Consider the following 22540-nt stretch of genomic DNA (forward strand, 5'->3'; position numbering starts at 1 on the left):
CATCCGAGGAGACCACGTGGAACACCCGCTGCGCCGCTGGCAGGCTCAGGGCAAACCGCAGCGGACCGAGCTGTACGTCCGCTGGTCGCTCTACCTGGCGGTCGCCGTCGAACCGCTGGCCGTACTGGGCACCGCCGTCGGCCAGGCCGAGAAGCTGTCCGTGGCGACCCTGCGCGTGCTGGCACTCGCCTCGCTGACCGGAACGGTCCTCTCGGTCATGCTGGTGCGGGCCGCACTGGCCCACTTCCTCGGCCGCCGGTCACGCCCCGTCCCGCTGCTCGCCGTCTCCACCGCGGTGGCGCTGGCCGGCGTCTGGGGGGTGGTGCTCACCGCCGGGGACGACGCGTCCGGGGCGTCGATGACCCCGCTGCTGCTGATGTTCTGGTTCGGCCCGGTCACGGTGGCCCTGCCGCACCGGCAGTCCGCCGCGCTCGGTGGCACCGTCCTGCTGCTGGTACTGCCCGCCCTGCTGCTGGGCGGCTTCTCGGTCGGGACCGCCCTCGGGGTGCTGGCCGGCGTCGCGCTGTCCTGCCTGCTGTTCGCCGCCACCTGCCGCTCCTCGGCCTGGCTGGCGGGCGTGGTCTGGGAGTTGGACGGGGCCAGGGAGACCCAGTCCCGGCTCGCGGTGGCCGAGGAGCGGCTGCGGTTCTCCCGCGACCTGCACGACGTGCTCGGCCGCAACCTCACCACCATCGCGCTGAAGAGCGAACTGGCCGCCCAACTCGCCCGCCGGGGACGCCCGGAGGCCGCCGACCAGATGACCGAGGTGCAGCGGATCGCCCAGGAGTCCCAGCGCGAGGTCCGTGACGTGGTCCGGGCCTACCGCACCGCCGACCTGCACGCCGAGCTCACCGGCGCCCGCTCGGTGCTCCGCGCGGCCGACGTGGCCTGCGAGGTCGAACTCGGCAGCGTCGACCAACTCCCGGTCACCGCACAGTCGGTGCTCGGCTGGGCGGTCCGTGAGGCCACCACCAACGTGCTCCGGCACAGCGAGGCCACCAGCTGCCTGATCCGGCTCCGGGTCGGCGGCGGCCAGGCCCTGCTGGAGATCGAGAACGACGGCGTGACGGAGGATCAGCCCGGCGTCGGCGGCACCGGCCTGACCGGCCTGACCGAACGTCTGGCCGTGTACGGTGGCACGCTCCGCACTCCCCCGGCCGGCCCCGGCCGGTTCCGGCTCACGGTGGACCTCCCCCTGACCGCACCCGCCCTCTCGATGGAGGTCTCCGCCGGATGACCATTCGGATCCTGCTCGCCGACGACGAACACCTGATCCGGGGCGCGATGGCCGCCCTGCTCGCCCTGGAGGACGACATCTCCGTGGTGGCCGAGGCCGCCACCGGCCCGGAGGCGCTGGCGATGGCCAAGGCGCACCGGCCTGACGTCGCGGTCCTGGACCTCCAGATGCCCGGGATGGACGGCATCGAGGTGGCCACCGAGCTGCGGCGGGTCCTGCCGGACTGCCGCACCATGATCGTCACCGGGCACGGGCGCCCCGGCTACCTCAAGCGCGCCCTGGAGGTCGGGGTCCGGGGCTTCCTCCCGAAGACCGTCTCCGCCGCCGACCTGGCCGGCCTCATCCGCACCGTCCGGGCCGGCGGGCGGTACGTCGACCCCGAGCTGGCCGCCGACGCCATCGCCGCCGGCGAGAGCCCCCTGACGCCCCGTGAGACCGACGTCCTGGAGCTCGCCGCGCACGGCACCTCGATCGCCGAGATCGCCGAACGCGCCTCGCTCTCGGCGGGCACCGTCCGCAACTACCTCTCGGCCGCCGCCACCAAACTCGGCGCGGAGAACCGCCACGCAGCCGTCCGCATCGCCCGCGAACACGGCTGGATCTGAAGGATAAGTTGCACTGTCCAGGGGCTCGGGGAACGGCGACGAGATCTGGCGTTCGGGTCAAAAAGCAAAAGTGCCCGACCACCTACGCACGGATCACCATGCCCGAGGTCGGCGTCGCAGTTCCCCGAGCCCCTGGTGGTTGCCCTACTGCCAAGCGGTGCCGGTGAGGCGCTCGTACGCCTCGATGTACTTGGCGCGGGAGGCCGCGACGATCTCCGCGGGCAGCGCCGGCGGCGGGAGTTCGCCGCTGGGGTCCCAGCCGGACTCCGGGGAGGCCAGCCAGTCGCGGATGAACTGCTTGTCGAAGGAGGGCTGGGCGCGGCCCGGCTCCCACTGGTCGGCGGGCCAGAAGCGCGAGGAGTCCGGCGTCAGCACCTCGTCGCCGATCACCAACTCGCCGTCCAGCAGCCCGAACTCGAACTTGGTGTCGGCCAGGATGATGCCCCGCTCGCGGGCGATGTCCCGGGCCCGGCCGTACACCGCGAGGGTGGTCTGCCGGAGGGTGGTGGCCAGCTCGGCGCCGAGCCGGCGGGCGGTCTCCTCGTAGGGGACGTTCTCGTCGTGCTCGCCGACCTCGGCCTTGAGCGCGGGGGTGTAGATCGGGGCGGGCAGCTCCGAGCCGTCCTCCAGACCCTCCGGGAGGGCGATGCCGCAGACCGTGCGGTCCGCGCGGTACTCCTTCAGGCCGGAGCCGGTCAGGTAGCCGCGGGCCACGCACTCGACCGGGGCCATCTCCAGGGCGCGGCAGATCAGCGTGCGCCCCTTCCAGTCGGCGGGCGCCCCTGCCGGGACCTCGGTGGAGATCACGTGGTTGGGCACGATGTCGGCGATCCGCTCGAACCACCAGAGCGAGAGCTGGGTGAGGATCCGGCCCTTGTCCGGGATCTCGTTCGGCAGCACCCAGTCGAAGGCGGAGGTCCGGTCGCTGGCCACCATCACCAGGTCGCCGTTGGCGGCCCGGTAGAGGTCGCGCACCTTGCCGGTGTGCAGGTGTTCCAGACCAGGTACCTGGACCGGCTCGGGCTTGGTGACAAATCCGCTCAAGGTCGTCTCAGTCCTCAGAGAATGGGGGGCTCTGGGCACCGAGTCTTTCATGCGCCGCCGGATCCCTCCTTGCACAGGTGGTCGAGCAGGTTGGCGGTGGCCCGCTGGACGCGCTCGTCGGTGTGGCCGGGCCGGTCCAGCGCGGGTGACCAGGCGAAGGTGCCCGCCGCGAAGACGTACGCGCCGCTGGGCGCCCGGTAGAGCGAGGTCTCCTGGTACCGGGTGCGGCCGGCCGTGTCCCGGTACGGGGAGTGCGCGAGCAGGGTGCGCTCGGTGTGCTCGGGCAGCGCGACCTTCGGGTAGTAGCGGTCGGCCTCGCCCGCCACCAGGCCGGCCAGTCCCTCGCCCTCGTGCAGGCCGGTGCCCTCCCAGAGCCAGTGGCCGGTGTTCCGGGCCACCAGCGGCACCGGGGTGGGCACCCGGCCGGCGTACTGGACGCCGAGCAGGTGCTGCTCGGGCTCGGCCGCGTCCCGCCAGAGCGCGCTCTGGCTGCCCGCCGCCCCGGCCGCCGGGTGGCCGGGGTGCAGGCGCTGGCGCTTGCGGCAGTTGAGCAGCCGGTTGGGCTCACCGGCGGGGCTGGGGGTGAGGTCGACCCGCCAGTACATGGTGTTGGCGGACAGGAAGACCAGCGAGGTGCCGCCGTCCCTGGCCTGTTCGGCGGCCCGCCGCATCGGCTCGGACCAGTACTCGTCATGGCCGGGGAAGATCAGCGCCCGGTGCCGCCCCGGGTCGACCAGCCCGGCGTGCAGGTCGGTCGCGGTGGCGTAGGCGAGGTCGTAGCCGTACCGCTCGGCCCAGCGGATGAAGTCGTAGGCGTGGCCGACGTGCAGCGGCAGCCCGGCCCCCGCGTGCGGGCGGTCGAAGGAGACCGTGACGGCCGCCTCCTGCTCGCCGAGCAGCCCACCGGCCCCGTCCCAGGCGTGGTAGAGGCTGGCGCCGGTCTGCCCGTCCTCAGGGAACAGGTTGTACGCCTGCCAGGTGACGTCCGGGATCACCAGCAGCAGTTCGGCGGGGTGCGTCTGCTCGTCGAAGTCCCGTACGGTGAACGGGATGTGACTGCGGTGCAGGTTGTCGGCGGTGGTCAGCACCGCGACGTACGCGCCGGGGCGCCAGTGCGTCGGGACGTGCAGCCGCCAGGACTGCCACCAGTGGTGGCAGGAGACGGTGCGGCCGACCACCAGCGGGGCGGGCTGGGCCAGCCCGGCGATCAGCGGACTGGACGTCATGTGGTGGGCGCCGTCGCCGCCGTAGTGGCCGATCCGGTAGACGTCCACGGTGAACTCGCGCGGCGGGTTCACCGTGACCCGCAGGTCTATCGAGCCGCCGGGGCGGATCACTCCGGCCGAGGCGAAGCCCTTGATCTGCTGCTGCACGTCGTCGGAGTTGGCCGGGGTGCCGACCGGCGGCCTGGGGCGGGGCACGCCCGCCGGGAGCTGGCCGGGCGCGTCCAGGCTGACGTACCACGGGACCGCGCCCTCGATGCCGGCCACGTACTGGTCCGGGCTCCGCAGCCACGGCAGTGGGCCCTGGCCGAAGGGGTCGGAGACACCGTGCTTCAGCGTGCCCGACTCCCAGCGGCGGTTGAGTTCCGTCCCCACGCGCCCCTCCCACACTCGCACCGGCCCGACTCGGCCCCCGGTGGCATGTGCCAAGCGGATGTGCGTGCGGTCCAGCACACCACAGTGCTGGCGCTGCGTCACCCCACCGTAGCAACAAGTATTGTTGAAATTTGGTTCGTCCTCGGAGCGAGCCGACGGGCCGTCAGAGCCGGACCGGACCCGCCAACCGCAGCCCGGCCGCCTCCAGCCAGGAACGCAACGGGGCGTCCTTGCCCTGCTCCACCGCGTCGGCCACCAGCGCCCCCAGCTCAGGGCGCCGGGTGCCGCCGAGCAGCAGCACCGGGCCGTCCAGCCAGTCCATGCCGGGGCGGCCCAGGCCGGTGTCCAGCGCCGCCAGGCAGACCAGCGCGGTGACGTGGTCGACCAGCAAGTCCCGCCCGCTGCGGACCACTTGAAGAGGGGGCGCGATCTGCGCGGCGCGCGCCAGGTGGGCGGCGAGTGCTGCGGCCAGGGGCTCGCCACCGCCGTCCGCGAGCCGGGCCAGCACCAGCTGCAGGGCGGGGGCGGCGTCCTCGGGCGCCCCCTCGCCGAGCACGGCGCGCAGCGCCGCGGCCTGGCCGCGCCAGCCGAGCTCGACCACCTCGGCCGGGTAGTCGGCCCAGTCCAGCTCCCGCCAGCCGGTGCCCGCGGTGCCGAACGGCTCCCCGAACAGCACCTCGGCGGCCAGCAGCGACACCGCCGCGTCCACCGAACCCGGCTCCTCCAGCAGGTCACAGGCGGGCCGGTCGCCGAGCCGCGTCCCGTACCCGTCGGCCAGTCGGTCCCGGCGGGACAGCTCGGTGAGCGCGGAGACCACCCCCGCGTTCAGGTGGGCCGGGTGGCGGCCGAGCCGCCAGGCGGGCAGCGCGACCCGGGTGAGCAGCCTGTCCCACCCCGCGTAGGCGAGGCCGACCTGCTCCTGGGCGGCGATCCGCAGGCCGTAGTCGACCGACTTGGCCTGCTCGGAGGCGGCCGCCGCGACCGCCCGTTCCAGCTCGGCCGAGTGCTCCCGGCAGGCGCCGAGCAGCAGTTTGGTGAGCCGGTCCAGCAGGGCGGCGGGCCCGCGCCGGGGCTCGCCGAGCGAGGCGTCCAGGCCGCGCAGGAAGCGCCGGGCGGCGGCGATCTCCGGGTCGGCCGCGGCCGCCGTACCGGCGACCACCGGGGCCAGCAGGGCGCGCAGCTCGCCGGCCCGCATCCACCAGAGGAACGGCGAGCCGATCACCAGCACCGGCGCGGGCTCCGAAGCCCGGTCGGGCGCGCCGGACAGCACCTCCCCGGCGACCGGGGCGGCCCGGCCCGCCGAGCGCCGCCGGCTGGTCCGGTGCACCTCCTCCAGCCAGCTGTCGCAGTCGGGGGTGAGCGCGATCCCGGACGGGGCGGGCACCCCGAGCCGCTCGGCCAGCTCGCCGATCTGCCGGTAGAGCTCGGGGGCGGCGGACTCCGCGACCGGCACCGCGGGCGTGCGCGGCGGCACCGCCCTGGCGTACGTCCTGGCCACCAGCCAGGTGGCGAGCAGCACCAGGACGGCGAAGCCGCCGACCACCCAGCGGGCCGCGTCCCAGGCCGCCGCGTCGTCGGCGCCCGGGGCACCGATCCGGCCGGTGAACCGGCCCGCGAACAGCACCACCGCGAGTGCGGCGGGCAGCGCGGCGACACCCAGCGCCCGCCCGCGGACCCGGAGCACGGCCTGGGCACGTGCGCGGGCTGCGTCGACAGCGGCCATACGGCGCGGCACCCCCTTCGGAGCCGGCGTCCACGGCTCGCGGCGCCCTCCGGTTACCGGGAGGCCGGCCACGACCCGGACACCCGAGCCGACTCGAAATGATCAGTATCCGAACGGAGGACGACGGACGTCGGCCCCGCTTGTGCATCGTGCATGGCACTTCTGACAGTTCTGACGCCTGCCCGTGGGCGGGCGTTCCGGATCGGTACCGTTTCCACCCGTCCTGATGACACGACGGCCGGACCGAGCGCCACCGACAGCATCCCCCCGGCCGCGCCAGGGCACCCGGCGGCGGCCGCACCGGCGGGCAGCCCGCCGACGCGATCCAGCGCACCCTACGACCCGGGGCCCGGTCACGTCAGCCGGATGGCGACCGGATCACCCGAAGGACTGGAATCCTGCCGCCGACCGGTGTGGCGACTGGTGCCCGACAACGCCGGAGGGCGCTGCGTCCGGTGGGATGACCCGGTCGCAGCGCCCTCGTGGAACGGTCCGGACTACCGCGCCGCCTTCAGCGCGATGTCGGTGCGGTGCTGCCCGCCCTTGAGCGAGATCCGGGCGACCCCCCGGTAGGCCAGCTCGCGCGCCTCGGCCAGGTCGGCCCCGGCCGCGGTGACCGAGAGCACCCGGCCACCGGCGCTGAGCACCTCGCCGTCCGGGCCGGTCGCGGTGCCGGCGTGCAGCACGAACGCGCCCTCGGCCTCAGCCTCGGCCAGGCCCTCGATCGGGTCACCGGTGCGCGGGGCGGCCGGGTAGCCCTCGGAGGCGATCACCACGGTGACCGCGGCGCCCTCGTCCCAGCGCAGCGGCTCCAGGGTGTCCAGGGTGCCGTTGGCGGCGGCCAACAGGACGCCGGCCAGCGGGGTGCGCAGCCGAGCCAGCACGACCTGGGTCTCCGGGTCGCCGAAGCGCGCGTTGAACTCGATCACCCGGGTGCCGCGCGAGGTGAGCGCCAGGCCGGCGTAGAGCAGGCCGGAGAACGGGGTGCCCCGGTGCCGCAGCTCGTCCACGGTCGGCTGCAGGACGGTCTCCAGCACCTCCTGCACCAGACCCTCGGGGGCCCACGGCAGCGGCGAGTACGCGCCCATGCCGCCGGTGTTCGGGCCCTGGTCGCCGTCCAGCGCGCGCTTGAAGTCCTGCGCGGGCACCAGCGGCAGCACGGTGACGCCGTCGGTGATCGCGAACAGCGAGACCTCGGGACCGTCCAGGTACTCCTCGATCACCACCCGGTCGCAGGCGAGCGCGTGGGCCAGCGCCTCGGCGCGGTCCTCGGTGACCACCACGCCCTTGCCGGCCGCCAGGCCGTCGTCCTTCACCACGTACGGGGCGCCGAAGGCGTCCAGCGCCTCGACCGCCTCGGCCTCGGTGACGCAGACGTAGGAGCGCGCGGTCGGCACGCCGGCGCCGGCCATCACGTCCTTGGCGAAGGCCTTGGAGCCCTCCAGCTGGGCGGCCTCCCCGGACGGGCCGAAGACCGGGATGCCGGCCGCCCGGACGGCGTCCGAGACGCCCGCGACCAGCGGGGCCTCCGGGCCGACCACGACCAGTTCGGAGCCGAGCCGCCGGGCCAGCGCGGCCACGGCCGCACCGTCCAGCTGGTCGACCGGGTGGACCGTCGCCACCTGTGCGATCCCGGCGTTGCCCGGGGCACAGTGCAACTCGGAGACGGCGGGATCTTGGGACAGAGAGCGGCACAGGGCGTGTTCGCGGGCGCCGCCGCCGATGACGAGGACCTTCACGCTCTGAAGGGTAGTCGGTGGCCGGATCGCACCGGTCGCTGGGCCCGTCGGAACCTCCAACCGAGCTCGTCGGTGGACGGACGAAACTGGAGGATGCTCCAAGCCCTGCGCCGAACGGGACTGGGCAGAGTGGCCGGGTCAGGGTGACGGGACCGGACGGGCTCGCTCGGAAGGGTGAAATCTCGCCGACCGCCGCAACTCTCCCACCTCGGCTTGATGGGGTGAATTCCGATAACGATCGCTGCCGAAGCGGCCCCACGGTCAGCCATTTGGCGGTAAGAAGTGCTGTTGGACGAGCACCGGCCGTCACCGTTGCACGACACCATGGGCGACCCACACCGCTCGCGGTGCCGACCGTCCGACGAAGTGTCACATCTGGCCGGTGTCCGGAACACTGGCCGCTCGACGCACCGTCAGGCCCGGTACCCGCCAGGGCCTCAGCAGTCCGCCCGCCACAGGGAGCCCCACAGGTGAGCCAGCCGGAAATGCAGCCCGAGGAGAGCCCCTGGGGCAAGGAAGTCGGTGAGGAGGACCAGCCCGTCGCGGCCTCCGCCGCACGGACCCCCACCCGCCGCCGCACCGATCTGAGTGCCCGCCAGTTCCCGCTCGGGGACTGGGGGGAGCCCGCCGAGCGGCTGGAGGAGCTCTACCGCTGGTCCGAGGAGCGGGCCGTCGAGGCGATCGACTGGTACCGCCGGGACCGGGTCTGGAAGCGGCGCTGGGCCAGGCTGCTGCGGTTCGGCGCGGCCGGGTTCGCGGTGGCCGGGGCGACCGCGCCGCTGCTCTCGCTCAGCGGGGTCTCCTGGGCCTCGCCGAGCTGGGGGTACGTCGGCCTGGCGCTCTCCGCCGCCTGCCTCGGGGTGGACCGGGCGTTCGGCCAGACCTCCGGCTGGATGCGGGACGTCAGCACCGCCCAGGCACTGCAGCGCCGACTGGAGGCGTTCCAGTTCGACTGGGCCTCGGAGTGCGTGCGCGAGGTGCTCGGCCCCACCGAGGGGACGGCGGGCGAGGCGGCCGAGCGCTGTCTCGGCGTGCTGCGCCGGTTCTGCGAGGACGTCTCGGACGTGGTCCGGGGCGAGACCTCGGAGTGGATGCTGGAGTTCCGCGCCACCATGACCCAGCTGCCCACCCAGTCCCCCGGCCCGTGGGGCGGCCGCACCGAGAGCGGGGCCGGCGCCCAGGTCCGGATCCTGCCGCCGCCGGGCACCCGGCCGACCATGCCGCGGCAGCGTCCGCCGGAGGGTCCGCTGCGCTAGGCCGTTCGTTCCCGCGGGACGCCCGGCTGCCGGGTGTCCCGCAGAAACGATCCATCAGCCCTGATCGGGCGTCAGGCGAAGACGATCATCGAGCCCTGGGTGACGCTCCGGGTGGCCGCCGCGTACAGCCCCGCCCAGGCGTGCCGCTCCCGGGCGAACGGGTGCTGGTCGTCGATCGGCGGCTCGAAGGTCTGCTCCAGATCGGTCGGCGCGAGCGGCCGGGTCGGAGCCGGCGGGTTCAGCGGATCGAGGCCCAACACCGGCGCCACCGCCTGGAGTTCGCGCAGCAGGCCGAACGAGGAGCCGAGCGGGCCGCCCGAGGCCAGCAGCTCGTCCGCGACCAGCGGGAGCTGGAAGTCGATCGGCACGTACGCCCCGGCGTGGTCGAAGTGCCAGACCAGGTGCGACTGTTCGGCCGTCGACTCGAACATCTCCAACAGCTGCTCGTAGTCACCGCCGAGCGCGTCCACCGGCTCGATCGCGAAGCCGGTCAGCCCCAACAGGTAGGCCCGCCTCAGGAAGTGCAGCGAGTCGTAGTCGAAGGCGGCGATCGGCTCCACCGAGCCGCTGAGCTCCGGCGAGTACCGGTACACCGGGACCTCGGGCAGGCCGTGCGCGGCCAGCGCCGCGTTGTAGCGGACGAGGTCGTCCCGGAACGGGTTCTCGGGGCTGTGCGTCAGGACGTCCACCAGCGGGACGAGCCAGAGGTCGCAGGCCATGGGCCGGCTCTTCCTCTCAGAGGGCGGACACGGGAAGAGCCCACCCTACTGCGCCACCGGCTCCTCGGTACCGGCCCCGGCCTCGGTCTGCCGCGGGCGGCCGAAGCGGCCGGGCGGGACGGCCCGGGGCAGCGGCACCAGCCCGAGCCCGATCTCGTCCGCCGACGCGGGCCTGACCGGCTCCGCGACGGTCTCCACGACCGGCTCCACCGAGCTGCGGAGCAGCGGCAGCACCGCCACCGACTCCAGCGGGCGGCCGGTCAGCCTGGCCAGCAGCTCGACCGTGAACAGGTTGTACTCGTTCACCACCCGGTGCGCCCCGGAGACGTCCCGGGCCTCGATCCGGTCCACCAGCTCCGGGTGCCGGTCCCAGCAGACCTCCTCGAGCTCCCCGGCGGCCCGCAGGTAGGGCGCCGCGAACATCCAGGACTGCACCCGCAGCCAGCCCAGGTAGCCGGAGATCCGGGTGTTGTCGAGCAGCGCCCCGGCCTCGTGCCAGAACCGCAGGTCGCAGCCGACCAGCACGTCCAACTGGCCGGACCGGGCCGCCCGTTGGGCCGCCTCGGCCCGGCGGCGCAGCGACGGCAGGCGCCGCCAGTCGTACCCGCTGACCCGGGCCCCGAGCTGGCGGAAGGCACTGTCCGTCAGCATGGTGCGGGCCTCGAATATCTCCACGAAGTCCGACCAGTCGAACTCCGGGACGGTGAAGCCGCGGTGGTGCTCGGCCCGGAGCAGACCCTGCGCCGCCAGGTCGACCAGGGCCTCCCTGGCCGGGGTGGCGGAGACGCCGTACAGCTCGGCGATCTCCTTGACGGTGAAGTTGCGGCCGGCCGCCAGGCGGCCGGCCATCATCTCCTCGCGGAGCGCGGCGGCGATCTGCTCGCGCAGGCTGTTGCGCTGGATCGCCGGGCGGCCGTCGCCGGGCGGAGCCGTGGGGCTGGACATCCGGGCGGCAGCCTCCTCTCCGGGCTCGGCACTACGCGGCGGCCGCTCCGAGCGGAACACGACCAGGGCTCATCTTCTCAAATGCGCCCACCTGGTGCGCAAGAGCCCTATCAGTGTCCATACCCGGACATGCACCCGGCCCCCCGTACGGGATCCGTCAGCGCTGGACCGGAGCCGGGATACCGAGCAGCCGGTCGCGGTGCACCGGGAACTCGGACCGGGCCTTGGCCGCCCCCGCCGGGTCGAAGTCGACGGTCAGCACCTGCTCGCCCGAACCGGCCTCGGCCAGCACCTTGCCCCAGGGGTCGACCACGATGCTGTGCCCGGCCTGCTCGACCCCGCCGTGCGTCCCGGCGGTGTTGCAGGCCAGCACGTACGCCTGCTCCTCCACCGCCCGGGCCCGGGCCAGCAGGGTCCAGTGCTCGCGCCGCCGCTCCGGCCAGGCGGCCGGGATCAGCAGCAGTTCGGCCCCGGCGTCCAGCAGGGCCCGGAACAGCTCCGGGAAGCGCAGGTCGTAACAGGTCGCCAGACCGATGGTGCCGAGCTCGGTGGTGGTGGCCACGATCTCCTGCCCGGCGCCCATCGCGATCGCCTCGCCGCTGTCGAAGCCGAAGCGGTGGATCTTGCGGTAGGTGGTGGTCAGCTCCCCGTCCGGGGCGAACAGCAGCGAGGTGTTGTAGATCGGGCCGTCCGGATCGCGTTCGACGATCGAACCGGCGTGCAGCCAGACCCCGGCGGCCCGGGCGGCCGCCGACATCGCCTCGGCGGTCGGCCCGTCCAACGGCTCGGCGCCGTCCGACCAGGCGTCGTAGGCGAAGCCGCCGAGCGGCCACAGCTCGGGCAGCACCACCAGGTCGGCGCCCTCCTGGGCACGGACCAACGCGGCTACCCTGGCCCGCCGTTCGGCGGGCGGTTCGACGTCCGAGACGTCGATTTGGATCAATGAAGCGCGCACACTACCACCGTCCATGAGACCAGTCCTACGATCGTCACCCGAAAGCACTGCCCGGCTGTCACCCGGCAGCGTAACGTGCGGTTAGCGCCGCCGCCCGGAAGCCGGAACACCCGGGTTCGCGCTCCAGGGCGGCACAGTACGGAAGCTGACGGAGGGCCGGAGAATCCCGTGACGGAGAACCAGACCGTGCAGGCTTGCATCGACGCGTGGACGCAGTCCATCGAGGCGATATCCGAGCTGCTGGCCCCGCTGCCCACCGACGCGTGGAACCGCCCCACCGAATGCCCCGGCTGGTCGGTCCGCGACGTCGTCTCGCACGTCATCGCCCTGGAGTCCGAACTCCTCGGCGACCCCCGCCCGATCCACTCGCTGCCCGGCGATCTCCGGCACATCACCGGCGAGTTCGCCCGCTACATGGAGCTCCCGGTCGACAAGCGGCGCTGCCACACCGCACCCGAGATGACCGGCGAGCTGGAGTACACCGTCATCCGCCGCTCGCGCGCACTGCGCAACGCCAAGCACGAGCCGGACGACCTGGTCCGCTGGCCCGCCGGACCGCTCTCCCGGGACGTCACGTACACCGAGCTGCTCCGGCTGCGCGCCTTCGACGTCTGGGTGCACGAGCAGGACCTCCGCCGGGCCCTCGGCGTCCCCGGCAACCTCGACTCCGCCGCCGCCCTGATCTCCCGCGACATCATGCTGGCCGGCCTCCCCAAGGTGCTCGCCAAGTCCGTCGGCGCCCCGCCCGGCACCACCCTCGCCCTGGACGTCTCCGGGCCGGTCGAGTTCCTCCGCACCGTCCGGATCGACGACGACGGCCGCGCCACCATCGACGAAACCGTCAGCCTCGCCCCCGACGTCCGCCTCACCCTCGACTGGGAGACCTACCTCCGCCTCGCCTGCGGCCGAGGCCGCCCCGGCCCGGTCACCGTCGACGGCGACCAGGAACTCGGCGCCCGACTCCTGGCCCACTTCGCCGTCACCCCCTGACGGAGCGTCATGCACGGCGGGGTCGGGCCGTTCAGGTTCCGGACGGGGGTGGCCGGAAACCCTAGACCTGCCGCCGCAGCCGCAGGATCATCCCCGTCCCGACCCCCAGCGGCACGAACAGCCAGCACAGCGCCCACCGGTACGCCTCCGCCGAGTGCACCCCGTCCGCCCCCGCCAGGGTGTCGAGCAGCAGGCCGACGCCGAAAAGCGTGATGACCGTGCCGATGAAGCCGCCCATGTTGGCGATGCCGGAGGCCGTGCCCAGCCGTTCGGGCGGGTTGTGGGAGCGGGCGTAGTCGAGGCCGACCAGGGAGGCGGGGCCGTTGGTGCCCATCACCACCAGCAGGATGAGCAGGAGCCAGAGTGGCGGGTGCGCGCCCGGCCAGGACAGGACGGCGGCCCAGCTGACCGCCGTGGCGGCGATCACGGTCAGGGTGATCGGCATCCGGGCCCGGGCCGACCGGGAGAGCACCCGTCCGAGCAGCAGCGCGAAGACCATGTTGCCGCCGACCAGGACGGTGAGCAGCCCGCCCGCCTCGCCCCGGGTCATGCCCTGACCCTCCACCAGATACGGCATCCCCCAGAGCAGCCCGAAGGCCGCGCCGGGGAACGCGGTGGTGAAGTGCACCCACATGCCGAGCCGGGTGCCGGGCTCGCGCCAGGCGTCACGGATCTGCGAACGCACTGCGGGCCGCCGCCCGGCCGCCGGGACCACCGCCACGCCCGCCGGGGCCTCCCGGAGCAGCAGGGCGACCAGAGCGAAGACGCCGATGCCCAGCAGGGCGACGAAGGCGAAGCTGGCGGTCCAGCCCTGGCGGTGCAGGGCCTGGGCGAGCACCACGGTGGTGATCAGGTTGCCGCCCATCCCGGCCAGGCCGGTGAGCTGGGCGATCAGCGGGTTCTTGGCGGCGGGGAACCAGCGCGCGGAGATCCGCAGCACGCTGATGAAGGTCATCGCGTCGCCGCAGCCGAGCACGGCCCGGGAGACCAGCGCCGGTCCGAACGAGGTGGAGAACGCGAAGGCGAGCTGACCGAGGCTCAGCAGCAGGATCCCGGTGAGCAGCACCCGGCGCGGCCCGAACCGGTCGACCAGCAGGCCGACGGGTATCTGCATCGCCGCGTACACCAGCACCTGGAGCACCGCGAAGGTGGAGAGCGCGGAGGCCCCGATCCCGAACCGTTCGACGGCGTCGATCCCGGCCACGCCGAGGCTGGTGCGGTGGATCACCGCCAGGACGTAGACGCTGACCCCGATCCACCAGGCGAACCAGGCGGCCCGGCCGCCCGGCGGGGTGACCGGCAGGGGTGCCCGCTGACCGGGGACGACGGCACGAGCGGCGGCGGGGCTGGCGGTCTCGGGGTCCACGGTCACGTCGACCAGACTATGCAGCGCGTCAACCACGAAAGCCCCGGCCGAGCAACGATCCGAGCACGAACGGCTGCCTCAGTCCCGGAGCCGCCAGCTCACCGTGCGGGTCATCCGCTGCTCCCGGAACGCCTCGTCGCGGACCCAGTCGGTCTCGTCCCGGACGGTCGCGGTGACCGTGACGGTCCGGCCGGCCGGGACGGTCAGCCCGAGGGTGTCCAGCCAGCTCCGGTCCTCGGCCGGGCTCTCCACCACCCGGCCGTCCACCTTCCACTCCACCGCGAGCTGGCGCGCCCCGGTCAGCCGCAGCGGCCGTACGCCCAGCCGGGGCCGGCCGGTCACCTCGCCGGCCGCCGGGACGGGCGGATCGGTCGGGCCCACCCGCTGGTAGATCTGCTTGATGATGGCCTCCCGGGAGGGCAGGTTGTAGCTGCCACCGAGGGTGCGCATCACCGAGTCGGCGGTCGGCCGGTAGACGCCGTTGGCGCTGCGGTACGCGCCGATCACACCGCCGCCGTCCGGCGACTGGGTGCCCAGCCAGCGCCACCACTTCTGCTGCCCCCGGCGCATCTCCTCGACGTCCAGGGTGGACAGGTTGGGGTAGTCGGCGTCGGCCGGTGCGCTGTCGTACTCGTCGCCCAGCTCGCCGACGGTGTGCCCTATCTCGTGCTGGATGATCCGCCCGGCGTCCGGGTTGCCGCCCGCCAGGGTGGTCACCCCGGTACCGCCCGCGCCGCCGTACTCCTTGGAGTTGGCCAGCGCGATCAGGTACTGCGGCCCCTCGCCCTCCCCGGCGTACCTGGCGGTGGCGCTCTCGTCGGCACAGAGCAGCCGGGCGGTGCCCTCGCACCAGAAGTGCATGCCGAGCGGCGAGTCGGGCCGGCGGCCGGACTGGTCGCCCTCGACGATGCCGGACGACGGGGAGACCACGTCGACCCGCCTTATGTTGAAGAAGCCCTGGTAGCTGCGGAACGGTTCGATCTCCATCAGCGACTGCCAGGTCAGATCGGCCTGCTGCCGGAACAGCTCCTGCTGCTCGGCGGTGTAGCCGTCGCCGAGCAGCACCAGGGTGATCCGGTCGGCGGGCGCCCCGGTCCGGCGTATGTCGACGGTCGGGGCGGCCCCGGCGGTCCGCAGCTCGGCCTGCCGGACGACATGCGGCGGCACGGCCAGTTCGGTGACCGGGGACCGGGCGCCGATCACGTCGTACGGCGGCGGGGCGGCCAGCTCCAGCGCGGCGGGGAGCACGGCGGCCGCCAGCAGCACGGACGCGGCCAGACCGCGGAGCAGACGACGGCCAGGATTGCCAGAAGGCATACGGGTTCGTCCTCGCTGCTCCGGTCACCCGGCGGGGGCTCGGGTGGGGGGTCGCGAAGACGTACCCGTCCCGTACGCCCCCGCAGTCCCCCGGCGCGCCAAGTTCCCCGGACCGGTGCAAGCGGTCGGCCGACCGGCCCAGCCCCGGTTGCGCGGGTCAGCTCTTGCGAGCGCGCCCGGTCTGCAGCACCAGGTGCGTCGCGACGCCGAACAGCAGGCCCCAGAAGGCCGAGCCGATCCCGTACAGGGACATCCCCGAGGCGGTGGCCAGGAAGGTCACCACCGCGCCGTCCCGGCCGTACTCGTCGGCCGTCGCCCCGGCCAGGCTGCCCTGGAAGGAGGCCAGCAGGGCGGTGCCCGCGACCACCGCGATCAGTGCGGCGGGCAGGCCGGTGAAGAGGCTGACCAGCACCCCGGCGAAGCTGCCGATCAGGATGTACAGCACGCCGGTGGACATCCCCGCGATGTAGCGGCGGCGCGGGTCGGGGTGGCTCTCCGGGCTGGTGCAGATCGCGGCGGTGATCGCGGCCAGGTTGACCCCGGGCGAGCCGAACGGGGCCAGCAGGACGGAGAGCCCGCCGGTCGCGCCGATCAGCAGCCGGTCGTCCGGCTCGTAGCCGGAGGCCCGCATGATGCCGAGGCCGGGGGCGTTCTGCGAGGCCAGTGCGACGATGGTGAGCGGCAGCGCGAGCCCGACCATCGCGGCCCAGCTGAACTGCGGCACCGTCAGCTCGGGCCGGACCGGACCGCCGTGGCCGAACTGCAGCGGCAGCCCGACGGTGACGGCGGCCAGCAGCCCGCCCGCCAGCAGGGCCACCGGCACGGCGTACCGGGGCACGACCCTGCGGGCGGCCAGGAAGGCCGCGAAGCTGCCCAGCACCAGCACCGGCGCGGCCTTCAGCGAGGTGAAGATCCCCGCGCCGAACGAGAACAGGATGCCCGCCAGCATCGCGTTCACGATCCCGACCGGAATCGCCCGGATCAGCCGCCCGAACAGGCCGGTCACCCCGAACAGCGCCACCGCCACGCTGCTCACCAGGAACGCCCCGACCGCCTCCCGGTACGGGTACTCCCCCAGGCTGGTCACCAGCAGTGCCGCACCCGGCGTGGACCAGGCCGCGATCACCGGGGTCCTGGTCCACCAGGACAGCAGCAGACAGCTCAGCCCGCTGCCGATCGACACCGCCCAGATCCACGAGGCGGTCTGCCCCGCGTCCAGCTGCCCCGCCTTGGCCGCCGCCAGCACCACCACCAGCGGCCCCGAGAACGACACCGCCACGCACACCAGACCGGCCAGCAGGGCCGGCCCCGACACGTCCCTGCGCAGCGACGGCCGAGGCTCGGTGGTGCCCTGCGGTGCCGCTGTCATCCCCCGTAGTTCTGTCACCCGGGCAGTATCCCGGAGGGGCCCGAACGGCGCTCGAAAAAAGTTCTGCGCCCACCTGCAACCATCGGCGGGGATGCGCGTCTTAACGGTTGAAGGCACGGAGAGCGGGGCCCGGCGGGAGCCGGCCCAGGCGGCACCCCTTCACCAACTCGTCGTCAGTTTCAGTTCTTTGGGGGAACCACGTCATGCGCGCGCCCGTTATCAACCGTTTCGCGAAGATCATCCCGCTCGCCGCCGTCGCCGCCCTCACCGCCGGGCTCACCGTCATCCCCGCCTCCACCGCCTGGGCCTGCGGCGACGAGCCGGCCCCGGCCGAACTGAACCGCTTCTTCGATGCCACCAACTCCCTCGTGGCCCCGGTGCCCACCGCCATCACGCCCGGCGGCCCGAAGGTCGAGCTGGGCATGCAGCTGGTCAACTCCACGGGTGCGCCGTTCAAGCGGATCGCCCCGAAGCTGACCTTCGACAGCACCTACGCCGAGGCGGGCGCCGCACTGCGAATCGAGGACGTGACCGTCGAGCTGATGCGCGGTGGCGAGTGGAAGCCGGTCAAGCTCCGGAGCAGCTGCGACCCCCTGCTGTGGGCGGAGACCGACGCCCTCGTCAACGACGCGCTGCCGGAGGGCGGTTCGCAGCGCTACCTGTTCCGGGTCGGCCTCTCCGCCAAGGTCTCCGAGAAGCAGCGCTCGTTCACGGTCGGCGGCGGCCTCGACGCCAAGGGGCACTCGGTCAGCACCGTCCTGAACGTCACCCGGCCGACCCCCGCGCCGAAGCCCGGCACCCCGAAGGCCACCCCCTCCGCCCCGGCCGCCGTGCCCGCCGTCGCCAAGGACGCGCCCACCGCCACGCCGACCCCGAGCGCCACGCCCGTCACCTCCACCGCCACCGAGCTGGCCGAGACCGGCAGCAGCACCCCGAACACCTTCCTGCTGGCCTCCGCCGCCGCCCTGGTCGCGCTCGGCGCCGGCGTGCTGCTGGTGGTCCGGCGCGGCCGTCGCGCCCGGGGCTGAAACGCCGGACGGGCCCCACTCCCGAGGGAGTGGGGCCCGTCCGCGTGCTGACGCGGGGTCAGCCCCAGGTGATCAGGCGCTTCGGGCGCTCCAGGACGGCGGCCGTGTCGGCCAGCACCTTGGAGCCCAGCTCGCCGTCGACCAGGCGGTGGTCGAAGGAGAGCGCCAGCGTGGTGACCAGACGGGGCACCACCTTGCCCTTGTGGACCCACGGCAGCTCCCGGACCGCGCCGAAGGCCAGGATGGCGGCCTCGCCGGGGTTGAGGATCGGGGTGCCGGTGTCGACGCCGAAGACGCCGACGTTGGTGATCGTGACGGTGCCGCCGGACAGGTCGGCCGGCGAGGTCTTGCCCTGGCGCGCGACGTCGGTCAACTCACCGAGGGCGGTCGCCAGTTGCGGCAGGGTCTTGGACCCGGCGTCCTTGATGTTGGGCACCAGCAGGCCACGCGGGGTGGCCGCCGCGATCCCCAGGTTGACCTGGCCCTTGAGCACGATCTCCTGGTTCGCCTCGTCCCAGGCGGCGTTGATCTCGGGGTGCCGCTTGATGGCGGTGAGCAGGGCCCGGGCGACCAGCAGCAGCGGGCTGACCCGGACGCCCTCGCCCAGTTCGCCGCTGGCCTTGAGCTCGCGCACCAGCTTCATGGTCCGGGTCACGTCGACCTGGATGAACTCGGTGACGTGCGGCGCGGTGAACGCCGACGCGACCATCGCCTGCGCGGTGGCCTTCCGGACACCCTTGACCGGCACCCGGACGTCGCCCGTACCGACCGGCAGCGGAGCGGCCACCGGAACGACGGCCTCGACCACCGGCGCGGGCGCGGGTGCGGGTGCGACGGCGGCGTGCACGTCGTCCCGGGTGATCACACCGTCGGGGCCGGTCGGGGTGACCGTCCGCAGGTCGACGCCGAGGTCCTTGGCCAGCTTGCGCACCGGCGGCTTGGCCAACGGCCGCTCCCCGGCGACGGGTTCGGCCTGTGCGGGCACCACCACGACCGGGGCCACGACCGGCGCGGCCACCGCGGCGACCGGCGCCTTCCGGGCCCGCCGCTGGGCACCGCCCGTACGCGGCCCGTACCCGACCAGCACCTCGCGGCGCTCGGGCTCGGCCGCGGCCGGCGCCTCGACGGCCGCGGCGGCCGCGACCGGAGCGGCGGGCGCGGGCTCGGCGGCCCCGTCCCCCACCGCGACCGAGATGATCGCGGTGCCGACGTCCACCGTCGAACCGGCCGGGAAGAACAGCGTCTCGACGACCCCGTTGAACGGGATCGGCAGCTCGACCGCCGCCTTGGCGGTCTCCACCTCACAGACCACCTGACCGTCCGTCACCACGTCGCCGGGCTTGACGTACCAGGTCAGGATCTCGGCCTCGGTCAGACCCTCGCCGACGTCCGGCATCTTGAACTCGCGGAGCGAGCGCACCTCAGTGGTCATTTCGCTCCTCTTCTCAGAACGCCATCGTGCGGTCGACGGCGTCGAGCACACGGTCCAGGTCGGGCAGGTAGGACTCCTCCACCCGGGACGGCGGGTACGGGGCGTGGTAGCCGCCGACCCGGAGCACCGGGGCCTCAAGGTGGTAGAAGCAGCGCTCGGTGATCCGGGCGGCGAGCTCGGCGCCCAGGCCCATGAAGACCGGCGCCTCGTGCACCACGATCGCCCGGCCGGTGCGCTTCACCGACTCCTCGACGGTGGCGAAGTCGATCGGCGAGATCGACCGCAGGTCGACCACCTCGAGCCGGCGGCCGTCCTCCTCGGCCGCCGCGGCGGCCTCCTGACAGACCTTCACCATCGGCCCGTACGCGATCAGCGTGACGTCGGCGCCGGGGCGGACCACCCGCGCGGAGTGCAGCCCGAGGTCGGCCGAGTCGCCGACCTCGCCCTTGTCCCAGTAGCGGCGCTTCGGCTCCAGGAAGATCACCGGGTCGTCGGAGGCGATCGCCTGCCGGAGCATCCAGTGCGCGTCGTGCGCGTTGGAGGGGGTGACCACCCGCAGGCCGGCCGTGTGCGCGAAGTACGCCTCGTGCGACTCGCTGTGGTGCTCGACCGCGCCGATGCCGCCCGCGAACGGGATCCGGATGGTGACCGGCATCTTCACGTGACCGAGCGCCCGGGCGTGCATCTTGGCCAGCTGGGAGACGATCTGGTCGAAGGCCGGGTAGACGAAGCCGTCGAACTGGATCTCCACCACCGGGCGGTAGCCGCGCAGCGCGAGACCGATCGCGGTGCCGACGATGCCGGACTCGGCGAGCGGGGTGTCGATCACCCGGTCCTCGCCGAAGTCCTTCTGCAGGCCGTCGGTGATCCGGAAGACCCCGCCGAGCTTCCCGATGTCCTCGCCCATCAGCAGGGTCTTCGGGTCACTCTCCAGCGACTTGCGCAGCGCCTCGTTGAGCGCCTTGGCGATGCTGAGCTGACCGGCCATCAGTGGTTCTCCCCGCCCTCGAAGGAGGCGGCGTACGCCTCGTACTCGGCCCGCTCCTCGTCCACCAGAGCGTGCGGCTCCGCGTAGACGTGGTCGAAGATCAGCGTGGGGTCCGGGTCGGGCATGTTCCGTACGCCCTCACGGACCCGCAGGCCGAGCTTCTCGCTCTCGGCCTCGACCTCGGCGAAGAACGCCTCGTCGGCCAGGCCCTCCGCGTCCAGGTAGGCCTTCAGCCGGGAGATCGGGTCCTTGACCTTCCAGGACTCGGTCTCCTCGGTCGCCCGGTAGCGGGTCGGGTCGTCCGAGGTGGTGTGCGCGCCCATCCGGTACGTGAACGCCTCGACCAGCACCGGGCCGTTGCCGCTGCGGGCGTGGTCCAGCGCCCAGCGGGTCACCGCGAGGCAGGCCAGCACGTCGTTGCCGTCCACCCGGACACCCGGGAAGCCGAAGCCGGAGGCGCGGCGGTAGAGCGGGATCCGGGTCTGGTTGGTGGTGGGCTCGGAGATCGCCCACTGGTTGTTCTGGCAGAAGAACACCACTGGCGCGTTGTAGACCGAGGCGAAGGTGAACGCCTCGCTCACGTCGCCCTGGCTGGAGGCGCCGTCACCGAAGTACGCGATCACCGCGTCGTCGGCGCCGTCCTTGGTGATGCCCATCGCGTAACCGGTGGCGTGCAGGGTCTGCGCGCCGATCACGATGGTGTAGAGGTGGAAGTTCTTCTCGTTCGGGTCCCAGCCGCCGTGGTTCACGCCGCGGAACATGCCGAGCAGGTTCAGCGGGTCGACGTCGCGGCACCAGGCCACGCCGTGCTCCCGGTAGGTCGGGAAGGCGTAGTCGCCGGTGCGCATCGCGCGGCCGGAACCGACCTGGGCGGCCTCCTGGCCGAGCAGCGAGGCCCACAGGCCCAGCTCGCCCTGGCGCTGCAGCGAGGTGGCCTCGGCGTCGAAGCGCCGGACCAGCACCAGGTCCCGGTAGAGCGAGCGGAGCTCCTCGGGCGTGGTGGTCAGCGGGAAGTCCGGGTGCTCGACCCTGATGCCTTCCGGCGTGAGCAGCTGGACCAGCTCCGGCTGGGCGTCCGACTGGGTCTCGGAAGAACCCGACGGGAGGGTGTCAGGGACGGCGGGGGCAGCCTTCTTGCGCGCCCTCGTCGTGCTTTTGACGGTCACGTTCACTCCTCGGTCTGTCCGGCCGCCCGGGGTCGCCGGTGACCGGTCCGGTCACCGCCTCGCAGGAGCGCGTGGGTATGCGCACCGATCTGCTCAGCAGGTGGTGTTCCTTTTCCGACGGCGTCCCTCACGAGAACGTTACCCAGCGCAGCCCCTTGGCGCTTCTGCGCTAGGACGTCCTAGTTGTTCGGGTCGATGAGCGCCACGGGTGTGGCGCGGCTCTCATTTCGTGGCCGTCAGGACACCTGCGCACGCTATCCGGGCAGCAGTCTCCGCGTAAGGGGGTAACGGGCATCAATTTCCGGATGGTGGTCGGCACGGATGATAGGTCTGCTGTACGTATTTATGGGAGCATTTGGCCGTGACTGGAAACGGACAAATCAGGGTATTCCTGCTCGATGATCATGAGGTCGTCCGACGGGGCGTACACGAGCTGCTCTCGATCGAGGACGACATCGAAGTGGTCGGCGAGGCCGGCACCGCCGCCGAGGCGCTCACCCGGATCCCGGCCGTCCAGCCGGACGTCGCGGTGCTGGACGTCCGCCTGCCGGACGGCAACGGAGTCGAGGTCTGCCGCGAGGTGCGCTCCCAGCACCCGGAGATCAAGTGCCTGATGCTCACCTCCTTCTCGGACGACGAGGCGCTCTTCGACGCCATCATGGCCGGGGCCTCCGGATACGTACTGAAGGCGATCCGGGGCACTGACCTGCTCTCGGCCGTCCGCGACGTGGCGGCGGGCAAGTCGCTGCTCGACCCGATCGCGACCAGCCGGGTGCTCGCCCGGCTCCGCGACGGGGGCGAGAAGGAGGACGAACGGCTCGCCCAGTTGACGAAGCAGGAGCGCCGGATCCTCGACCTGATCGGCGAGGGGATGACCAACCGTCAGATCGGCAACGAGCTCCACCTGGCCGAAAAGACCGTCAAGAACTACGTCTCCAGCCTGCTCGCCAAGATGGGCATGGAGCGCCGGACCCAGGCCGCCGCGTACGTGGCCAGGCACCAGGCGGACCATCAGCACTGAGAGCAGATCGCTGACACTCTGTCAAGTACCCCTGCCGGTGGG

At 73.1% G+C, this 22540-nt stretch carries 19 protein-coding genes; 6 read left to right on the forward strand and 13 right to left on the reverse strand.

Annotated elements, in window-relative coordinates; all coding sequences use genetic code 11:
- Nucleotides 1-16 precede the first annotated feature (16 nt).
- Both F4556_RS16410 and F4556_RS16415 read left to right on the forward strand, forming a co-directional pair.
- Nucleotides 17-1237: a sensor histidine kinase gene (locus F4556_RS16410; RefSeq protein ID WP_313068325.1), complete on the forward strand. Its 1221-nt coding sequence runs from the start codon at nucleotides 17-19 to the stop codon at nucleotides 1235-1237.
- On the forward strand, nucleotides 1234-1842 hold the full coding sequence (locus F4556_RS16415) for a response regulator transcription factor (protein WP_184916173.1): 609 nt from the start codon (nucleotides 1234-1236) through the stop codon (nucleotides 1840-1842). Before F4556_RS16410 ends, F4556_RS16415 begins: the two co-directional genes overlap by 4 nt.
- Before the next feature lie 144 nt (nucleotides 1843-1986).
- On the opposite strand, the gene F4556_RS16420 is transcribed toward F4556_RS16415, so the two are convergent.
- The 4 genes from F4556_RS16420 to purD form a co-directional block, all read right to left on the reverse strand.
- A complete protein-coding gene (locus tag F4556_RS16420) occupies nucleotides 1987-2886 on the reverse strand; it encodes a phosphoribosylaminoimidazolesuccinocarboxamide synthase (protein WP_184916176.1) in 900 nt (299 codons plus the stop codon).
- 47 nt (nucleotides 2887-2933) lie between these two features.
- Nucleotides 2934-4484 (reverse strand): N,N-dimethylformamidase beta subunit family domain-containing protein, encoded by a 1551-nt coding sequence (locus F4556_RS16425; protein ID WP_184916179.1) that lies wholly within the window; start codon nucleotides 4482-4484, stop codon nucleotides 2934-2936.
- A 163-nt stretch (nucleotides 4485-4647) separates the two neighbouring features.
- Entirely contained in the window at nucleotides 4648-6207 is a 1560-nt protein-coding gene (locus F4556_RS16430; RefSeq protein WP_184916182.1) for a hypothetical protein, read from the reverse strand.
- Nucleotides 6208-6704: 497 nt separating this feature from the next.
- Complete coding sequence (gene purD / locus F4556_RS16435) at nucleotides 6705-7946, reverse strand: phosphoribosylamine--glycine ligase (protein ID WP_184916184.1); 1242 nt, start codon at nucleotides 7944-7946, stop codon at nucleotides 6705-6707.
- Between the two features lie 470 nt (nucleotides 7947-8416).
- On the opposite strand from purD, the gene F4556_RS16440 reads away from it, so the two are divergent.
- Nucleotides 8417-9202, forward strand: a complete 786-nt coding sequence (locus F4556_RS16440) for an SLATT domain-containing protein (RefSeq protein ID WP_313068326.1) — start codon at nucleotides 8417-8419, stop codon at nucleotides 9200-9202.
- A gap of 71 nt (nucleotides 9203-9273) precedes the next feature.
- On the opposite strand, the gene F4556_RS16445 is transcribed toward F4556_RS16440, so the two are convergent.
- The 3 genes from F4556_RS16445 to F4556_RS16455 all read right to left on the reverse strand — a co-directional run bounded on the left by F4556_RS16445 (nucleotide 9274) and on the right by F4556_RS16455 (nucleotide 11821).
- The gene (locus F4556_RS16445; RefSeq protein WP_184916187.1) at nucleotides 9274-9921 is read right to left on the reverse strand and encodes a putative DNA-mimic protein; all 648 of its coding nucleotides are present in this window, start codon (nucleotides 9919-9921) and stop codon (nucleotides 9274-9276) included.
- A gap of 45 nt (nucleotides 9922-9966) precedes the next feature.
- A complete protein-coding gene (locus tag F4556_RS16450; RefSeq protein WP_184916190.1) occupies nucleotides 9967-10866 on the reverse strand; it encodes a GntR family transcriptional regulator in 900 nt (299 codons plus the stop codon).
- A gap of 157 nt (nucleotides 10867-11023) precedes the next feature.
- Nucleotides 11024-11821: a carbon-nitrogen family hydrolase gene (locus F4556_RS16455; protein WP_184924683.1), complete on the reverse strand. Its 798-nt coding sequence runs from the start codon at nucleotides 11819-11821 to the stop codon at nucleotides 11024-11026.
- 168 nt (nucleotides 11822-11989) lie between these two features.
- On the opposite strand from F4556_RS16455, the gene F4556_RS16460 reads away from it, so the two are divergent.
- Nucleotides 11990-12811: a maleylpyruvate isomerase family mycothiol-dependent enzyme gene (locus F4556_RS16460; protein WP_184916193.1), complete on the forward strand. Its 822-nt coding sequence runs from the start codon at nucleotides 11990-11992 to the stop codon at nucleotides 12809-12811.
- 61 nt (nucleotides 12812-12872) lie between these two features.
- Here F4556_RS16460 and F4556_RS16465 read toward each other — a convergent pair whose 3' ends face one another.
- The 3 genes from F4556_RS16465 to F4556_RS16475 all read right to left on the reverse strand — a co-directional run bounded on the left by F4556_RS16465 (nucleotide 12873) and on the right by F4556_RS16475 (nucleotide 16863).
- Nucleotides 12873-14183: an MFS transporter gene (locus F4556_RS16465; RefSeq protein WP_313068327.1), complete on the reverse strand. Its 1311-nt coding sequence runs from the start codon at nucleotides 14181-14183 to the stop codon at nucleotides 12873-12875.
- 72 nt (nucleotides 14184-14255) lie between these two features.
- Nucleotides 14256-15494 (reverse strand): M64 family metallopeptidase, encoded by a 1239-nt coding sequence (locus F4556_RS16470; protein WP_184916196.1) that lies wholly within the window; start codon nucleotides 15492-15494, stop codon nucleotides 14256-14258.
- A gap of 157 nt (nucleotides 15495-15651) precedes the next feature.
- On the reverse strand, nucleotides 15652-16863 hold the full coding sequence (locus tag F4556_RS16475; RefSeq protein ID WP_184916199.1) for a benzoate/H(+) symporter BenE family transporter: 1212 nt from the start codon (nucleotides 16861-16863) through the stop codon (nucleotides 15652-15654).
- Nucleotides 16864-17066: 203 nt separating this feature from the next.
- Here F4556_RS16475 and F4556_RS16480 point away from each other — a divergent pair, with 203 nt between their 5' ends.
- Nucleotides 17067-17891, forward strand: a complete 825-nt coding sequence (locus tag F4556_RS16480) for an LPXTG cell wall anchor domain-containing protein (RefSeq protein WP_184916203.1) — start codon at nucleotides 17067-17069, stop codon at nucleotides 17889-17891.
- A 58-nt stretch (nucleotides 17892-17949) separates the two neighbouring features.
- Here the strand turns inward: F4556_RS16480 and F4556_RS16485 are convergent, their stop codons facing one another.
- From F4556_RS16485 to pdhA, 3 genes are read right to left on the reverse strand one after another with little or no spacing between them, the layout of a single operon-like run.
- The gene (locus F4556_RS16485) at nucleotides 17950-19323 is read right to left on the reverse strand and encodes a dihydrolipoamide acetyltransferase family protein (RefSeq protein WP_184916206.1); all 1374 of its coding nucleotides are present in this window, start codon (nucleotides 19321-19323) and stop codon (nucleotides 17950-17952) included.
- 13 nt (nucleotides 19324-19336) lie between these two features.
- Nucleotides 19337-20311 (reverse strand): alpha-ketoacid dehydrogenase subunit beta, encoded by a 975-nt coding sequence (locus F4556_RS16490; RefSeq protein WP_376775708.1) that lies wholly within the window; start codon nucleotides 20309-20311, stop codon nucleotides 19337-19339.
- Nucleotides 20311-21477 (reverse strand): pyruvate dehydrogenase (acetyl-transferring) E1 component subunit alpha, encoded by a 1167-nt coding sequence (gene pdhA / locus F4556_RS16495; protein ID WP_376775709.1) that lies wholly within the window; start codon nucleotides 21475-21477, stop codon nucleotides 20311-20313. The genes F4556_RS16490 and pdhA overlap by 1 nt, the downstream gene beginning before the upstream one ends.
- 361 nt (nucleotides 21478-21838) lie before the next feature.
- Between pdhA and F4556_RS16500 the strand changes: the two genes are divergently transcribed.
- A complete protein-coding gene (locus F4556_RS16500) occupies nucleotides 21839-22498 on the forward strand; it encodes a response regulator (RefSeq protein ID WP_184916211.1) in 660 nt (219 codons plus the stop codon).
- Nucleotides 22499-22540: the final 42 nt, after the last annotated feature.

The organism is Kitasatospora gansuensis, assembly GCF_014203705.1.
GTDB lineage: Bacteria > Actinomycetota > Actinomycetes > Streptomycetales > Streptomycetaceae > Kitasatospora > Kitasatospora gansuensis.